Annotated in this window: 4 protein-coding genes and 3 pseudogenes; 2 read left to right on the forward strand and 5 right to left on the reverse strand. The window is 70.7% G+C overall.

Features of this window, described 5'->3' with window-relative positions; genetic code table 11:
• Nucleotides 1-129: 129 nt before the first annotated feature.
• The 4 genes and pseudogenes from Gocc_RS15360 to Gocc_RS15375 form a co-directional block, all read right to left on the reverse strand.
• The gene (locus Gocc_RS15360) at nt 130-2,214 is read right to left on the reverse strand and encodes a recombinase family protein (protein ID WP_114797460.1); all 2,085 of its coding nucleotides are present in this window, start codon (nt 2,212-2,214) and stop codon (nt 130-132) included.
• A 6-nt stretch (nt 2,215-2,220) separates the two neighbouring features.
• Nucleotides 2,221-2,499, reverse strand: coding sequence for a hypothetical protein (locus tag Gocc_RS15365; protein WP_114797461.1), 279 nt, complete (start codon nt 2,497-2,499; stop codon nt 2,221-2,223).
• A complete protein-coding gene (locus tag Gocc_RS15370; protein ID WP_220150668.1) occupies nt 2,483-2,959 on the reverse strand; it encodes a helix-turn-helix domain-containing protein in 477 nt (158 codons plus the stop codon). The genes Gocc_RS15365 and Gocc_RS15370 overlap by 17 nt, the downstream gene beginning before the upstream one ends.
• Nucleotides 2,960-3,144: 185 nt before the next feature.
• Nucleotides 3,145-3,411: pseudogene (locus Gocc_RS15375) on the reverse strand (DUF5372 family protein); the annotation flags it as partial.
• A gap of 65 nt (nt 3,412-3,476) precedes the next feature.
• Between Gocc_RS15375 and Gocc_RS15380 the strand changes: the two are divergent.
• Nucleotides 3,477-3,593 (forward strand): annotated as a pseudogene (locus tag Gocc_RS15380) (IS3 family transposase); the annotation flags it as partial.
• 74 nt (nt 3,594-3,667) lie between these two features.
• Here Gocc_RS15380 and Gocc_RS15385 read toward each other — a convergent pair.
• Nucleotides 3,668-4,993: an IS110 family RNA-guided transposase gene (locus Gocc_RS15385; RefSeq protein WP_220150670.1), complete on the reverse strand. Its 1,326-nt coding sequence runs from the start codon at nt 4,991-4,993 to the stop codon at nt 3,668-3,670.
• 334 nt (nt 4,994-5,327) lie between these two features.
• On the opposite strand from Gocc_RS15385, the pseudogene Gocc_RS15390 reads away from it, so the two are divergent.
• Nucleotides 5,328-5,826, forward strand: a pseudogene (locus Gocc_RS15390) (IS1634 family transposase); the annotation flags it as partial.

Raw genomic sequence — 5,826 nt, forward strand, 5'->3', positions numbered from 1 at the left:
CCGAGCACGCTGGAGCAACCGCTGGAAGCCCGCCCTCAACGCGTTCGCAGTGACATTCGAAGGACGAATCGAGATCAACGATTAACAAAATAGACAACAGGACTTACACCGAAAATCTGACAGACCCTTTCACACTGCACCTCCTGGTGTTGATTCGACGGGTTCTCGCTCGGAGAGCCGGCGGCCGAGCTGTTTGACGAGCCGTGGGTCTCCCGGCCGCGGCGGGTGGTAGAGCCGCTCGTTCTTGTCGTTGGCCTTCTCCGATGTGAGTAGGCCGGCGCGGTGCCAGGCCTTGATCGTGCTCATGCTGACACGGAGCAGTGCGGCGATCTCGCAGAGGGTGAGCAGGCTGCGGGCGCGCAGCCGTTCGGCGTGGCTGGGGAGGTTGTGGTCGCGGCGGAGGCCGAGCACGATCCTGCGGGTGAAGCGCTTGCCTTCGCCGGAGCGGTGGCCGGCGGCGTTGAGCTCGGCGGCGACCTCGGCGTCGGTGTGCTCGTCGAGCAGGCGGTCGAGCAGGGCGAGCGTGTCGGGGTTGGTCTCGCGGGCCTTCCAGGCGGGCGGCGGGATCGGCAGGGTGATGCTCCTGGTCTGTCCACCGCGGAGGCGGATGTGGGCGTGGATGGCGTCGGTCTTGTTGAGGGTGACGTCCTCGATCAGCAGCCTGACGATCCGTTTGCGTTCGCGCTGCGGCGTCGCGGGGTTGGTCCAGAGGGCGGGGAAGTCGGCGGCGAGGGTGCGGATCCGCTGCTTCTGCTTCTCGCCGAGCGCGGCTCGGGCGACGGCGCTGGCACGCTCGTACTCGTCCTGGGCTGCTTGGAGGGCGCGGAGCGCGTCGTTCCAGTCGGCCTCGAGCGTGTCGGCGACGAGCCGGTTGTCGGGGTCGACGGCGAGGTAGCGGCGGCGGGCGAGCTCGGTCCGCTGGCGAGCGCGCTCGACGTGGCTTCGCCGCAGCCGGTCGGCCTCGTCGGCGCGCGCCTCGAGCTCGGCCTGGACGGTAAGCGCGACCTCGAGCGCGAGCGGCGTGACGGTTTCGAGCAGCAGCTCGCCGATCGCGACGTCGATCCCCTTGCCGGGCACAGTCTGGCAGCGCGGCCCGCCGCCCTGGATCGACTCGCCGATGCACTGGTAGTCGGGCACCTCGACGCCGCGGCGCTGGTGGTAGCGGACGGTCATCCGCCGGCCGCAGCGGCCGCAGACGACGAGGCCCTGCAGGAGCGCGGGGCCCTCGCGGGCGGGGCCGGCGGCGCGCTCGCCGCCGTAGGCGTGGGCGTTGCCGGCGAGCAGGCGCTGGTTTCGTTCGAACTCGTCGAAGCTGATGTAGCCGGGGTGGACGTCCGGGATCAGCGCCGTCCACTGCTCGCGCGGCAACTCCTGCAGGGTCGTCTTGCCGTCGGGTGTCTTGCGGGTGCGGCGGCGGCCGTAGACGAATGCGCCGGCGTAGCGCGGGTTGTGCAGCGTGCGCAGCACGCGCCAGTGGCGAAGCGGCATCCAGACGAGCTCGCCCTTGCGCTCGCCGCTGCGGACGCGGACCGGGAAGCGGAGGCGCTCGCGCTCGAAGGCCTGCACGACCGCCCGCGCCGAGCCGGTGCGCTCGAAGGTCTGGAAGAGATGCCGGAGCGCCTGCTGCACGCCCTGGTCGGGGTCGAGCACGACCTTGCCGGCCGGGTCGGAGACGAGCCCGACCGGCAGCGGCGTCGGCAGCTCGCCGCGGCGGGCCTTGGAGAGGATGCCGCCGCGCAGGCGGGCGCGGAGGAAGTGCAGCTCCGCCTCCGACATCGTCCCCTTGAGGCCGAGCAGCAGCCGGTCGTTGAACTCGCCCGGGTCGTAGAGGCCGTCCTCGTCCAGGATCAGCGTCTCGCTGAGCGCGCAGATCTCGAGCAGCCGGTGCCAGTCGGCGTTGTTGCGGGCGAGGCGGGAGACCTCGAGCCCGAGCACGATCCCGGCCCGGCCGATCCCGACCTCGGCGACGAGGCGCTGGAAGCCCTCCCGGTCGGCGGCGGAGGCACCCGACTGGCCCTGGTCCTGGTCGATGACGACGATCTGCTCGGCCGGCCAGCCAAGCGCGACCGCCCGCTGGCGGAGCGCGTACTGGCGCTGACCAGACTCGGTGTTGTTGACGACCTGGCGCAGCGTCGACTGGCGCACGTACAGATAGGCGGTGCGCGCCAGATGCGACGCGGTCACCTTCGACACCGCTGCGGCCGTCGCGCTCACCGACCCTCACCTCCCCGCCAGGCAGGCGAGCGCCATCGCCGCGAGCACGCCCACGATCTCACCGGCGCCGACCGGGGCCTCGACAGCCGGACCGGTACGCGCAGGGGAAGGAGCAGGCGCCGTCTCCTGCCAGGCGCGAGTCCAAGCGGCCACGCCGCGCCGCTCGAGTAGGGCGAGCCCGAGCCGCCAGCCGTCCGGCTCGCCCGAGAGGGCGCTGCGGCGCAGCCGCTCGTAGCGCTCGACCTCGCCAACCCCGCCGCCCGCGAGCTCACCGCTCGCCTCCACTTTTGGGCCGGGCGGCCCTCTGAAGGGCCCGCTCGACCGAGCGCGGATGCACGCGCACCCCGAAGCGCTCCGCGATCTGCCCGGCCAGCGCGGCCGAGCGCAGCGAGGGGTCGCTCTCCAGCCGCTCCCGCGCGAACGCGACCACCTCCTCGGTCAGCTTGTGCGCCCGCCGCGGCCCCGGCCGCGCCGGCACCAGCGCCGGCAGCCCGCCCGCCTCCAGCGCCGCCTGCGCCTGATAGAAGGAGGGGCGCGAGAAGCCAAACGCGCGCGCCGTCCCGCTGACGGCCTCGCCCTCCAGCCGCACCCGCCGCACCATCTCGTACTTGACCTGCACCAGGTCGCGCGCGTCCAGGAACGCCGACTCCCGGAAGGCCTCGTCCCGGACCGCCTCCGGCCGCGGGTTGAGACTGCGCTCCGCCCGCAACGCCTCCACCTTCGGATCCTCGCCTCGTCTCGCCACCGCTCCTCCACACACGGTCGATGTCAAGAAGATTATGCCGAGCACATCGGACGGCATCGATAGCGAAGCAACCGCTGCCATCCTGCAACCCAGTGCGGGAGCGGTCACCATGCGCGAGTAGAGTCGCGAGCAAGGAGCGTCGGTGACCGCCCGCCGCACCCGATACGGCAGAATTCGCCTAACACTCACGGCAGAATCTCCCTTACAACGGCGGGGAGGCCGCCCGCGGTGCTCAGGCCCTCGAGCAGCTCGACCAGCGCCAGCAGATTCTCCACCCGCAGCGCGCTACGCCCGCCTGCCAGCGCCACGAACGGATCCAGATCGGCAGCGTCCGTCCAGCCTCTCGGCAGCGAGCGCTGCGTCCCCTCCTCATCCAGGAAGAACACCCTGTCCTCGCCCCAGGTGTGCCGCACCGCTACCAACACGAACTCCCGCCCCAGCCACGGGTGGAACGGATGCGTTACCCGGACAACCTGCTCCTCAGCGACGACATCGAGCGCAGTCGACGGCGCTCGCCAACGCCGTCGCCGAGAGCTTCTTCGCGACCTTGAAGAAGGAGCTGATCAACCGTCGCTCCTGGCCCGCGAAGGCCGAGCTGCGCACCGAGGTCTTCGACTACATCGAGGTCTTCTACGGATGAAAGTCAAGAGCGCTTGCGGGTGGTGGCTTCCTTTGCGATCGTCTCCGTTGGTGCGGGTGACCCGCGAGTTAAAGCGCCGGAGTTGGGGCTGTCTCCTGCCGCGCTGCTTGCCGCTCGACGGCCGATGATGCGCGCCCCGGTGCGGCACCCGCACCCTTGAGTGCCGGCTGCCAGTCTTTGATCAGTCGGGCGTAGGCGCGCTCGGCTTGGCGGACGAGCTCCAGTTCGAGATCGCGCTGCTGGCGGCTCGCGTAGATACGGGTGGCGCCGCGGTTGCCGCGCGCCGGGCCGGTGCCCGTCAGCAGCTCGAGCCGGCGGATCTTCTCGCGCACCAGCGAGGGCCGGGTGAAGGCGTAGTCCTCCTCGCGGCTGAGCAGGTGCCAGGCGATCACGAGCAGCTTGCGCGCGACGGCGACGACGGCGACGTTGCTGCCGCGCTTGGCCGCAACTCGCTCGCCGAAGATCCGCAGCGGCCCTGGCGAACGCATCGCGTGCCACGCCGCCTCGACGAGGACGTGCCGGACTTCGCCCGGCCCTTGCTTCGAGATCCGCCCGTGCCGCGGCTTCTCCGAACCGGACTGGCGGACACGCGGGTTGAGACCGACGTAACCGACGAGGTGGCCGGCGTCTGGGAAGCGCGAGATGTCGCCGATCGCGGCGAGGAGCGTGCAGGCGGCGACGCCGCTGATCCCCGGCAGCGCGAGCAGCCGCCGCATCCGCTCGTCGCCGAGCACCGCGAGCGCCATCGTCCGCTCGAGCTGCTCGATCTCGCCGGCGAGGAAGTCGATCTCGCGCAAGCAGCTCGCGACCGTCTCCTGCTCGTCGACGGGCAGCGTCTGCGCCGCGAGCCAACGCCTGCCGGCCGCGCCGAACAAGTCGCGCATGGGCTGCCGCGGTCGCAGGTTGCGGATCAGCGCCGCGTGCACCTGATTCTTCGCCCGCGTCCGCTGCCGCACCAGCTGCGCCCGCCGCGAAACAAGCCGTCGCAGCCGCCGTGTCCGCTCGTCCGGCAGCCACACCTCCGGCACCAAACCACCCGCGAGCAGCCGCGCCAGGATGCGCGCGTCGACCTTGTCCGTCTTGAGCGCGCTGCTCGCGCTCCCGCGCACCGCTCGCGGATCAGCGAGAACCACCCGGCCGACGTGCGGCTCGATGATCCGCGCGATCGCGAGCGCGTTACCGGTCGCCTCCAGCGTGACCTGATCGTCGGCCCCGAGACTCGCCGCGAACAGCTCCAGCGTCTCCGGATCCGTCTTCACCCGCGGCGCCGACCTGACAGCGCCGCCCTCAGCGATCGCGACCTCGCAGAAGTCGCGATGAATATCCAACGCGATGAAACGCACCTCGCCTCCTTCCTTGACGACGACGGATACGAGGCGGGCAACGAATGACATCTACGGATCCGTGCTCACGGCACACCCGGACAATCGCAGAGGGCGGCCAGCTACAAACCGCGGGCTCGCAGCCCATAGAAAACACAGCGGCCTGCCCAACCTCGAATCCCACGACAGCCCCCGGCCCGGGAACAAGCCGCGACGCTACGAGTCGCGCCGGACGAAGCTCCCCGCGAGGGCCCATGCGCCGATCTTCATGCCCCTACAACCGCGAACGACGCCACAGCACCCTTGGACAACGCTCCCCCGCCGACTACGAAAAGATCAACCACCCCGTCACACTTGAAGAGCAAGCCGCCTAATCAAACCCTGTCCATGAAAGCGGGGGAACTCCATTGCGATCCCCGGCCTGGCGGCGATGGACGACGATCAGGCGTATCGGGCGCTCGACCTGCTGGTCGAGGCGGACGCGGAGGCGAAGCTGCAGGAGGCGGTCTTCTTCGCCTGCGCCGACCTGTTGAACCTGGAGGTCGACCTGCTCTTCTTCGACACGACCTCCACCTACTTCGAGGCCAAGCCGGACAGCGGCGAGGGCGAGCCGGATCAGGTCCCCTTCCGCGCGCTCGGGCACTCGAAGGACCACCGCCCCGACCTGCCGCAGGTGGTGATCGGACTCGCGGTCACCCGCGAGGGGATCCCGGTCAGGGTGTGGGTGTGGCCGGGCAACACCAACGACCAGACCGTGATCGCGCAGGTGAAGGACGACCTGCGCGGCTGGCGGCTGGGGCGTTGCGTCTGGGTCGTCGATCGCGGCTTCTCCTCGGACGCGAATCTGCGCTACCTGAGCCGCGGCGGCGGCCACTGGATCGCCGGCGAGCGGATGCGCGACGGCT

The organism is Gaiella occulta (genome assembly GCF_003351045.1).
Taxonomy (GTDB): Bacteria; Actinomycetota; Thermoleophilia; order Gaiellales; family Gaiellaceae; genus Gaiella; species Gaiella occulta.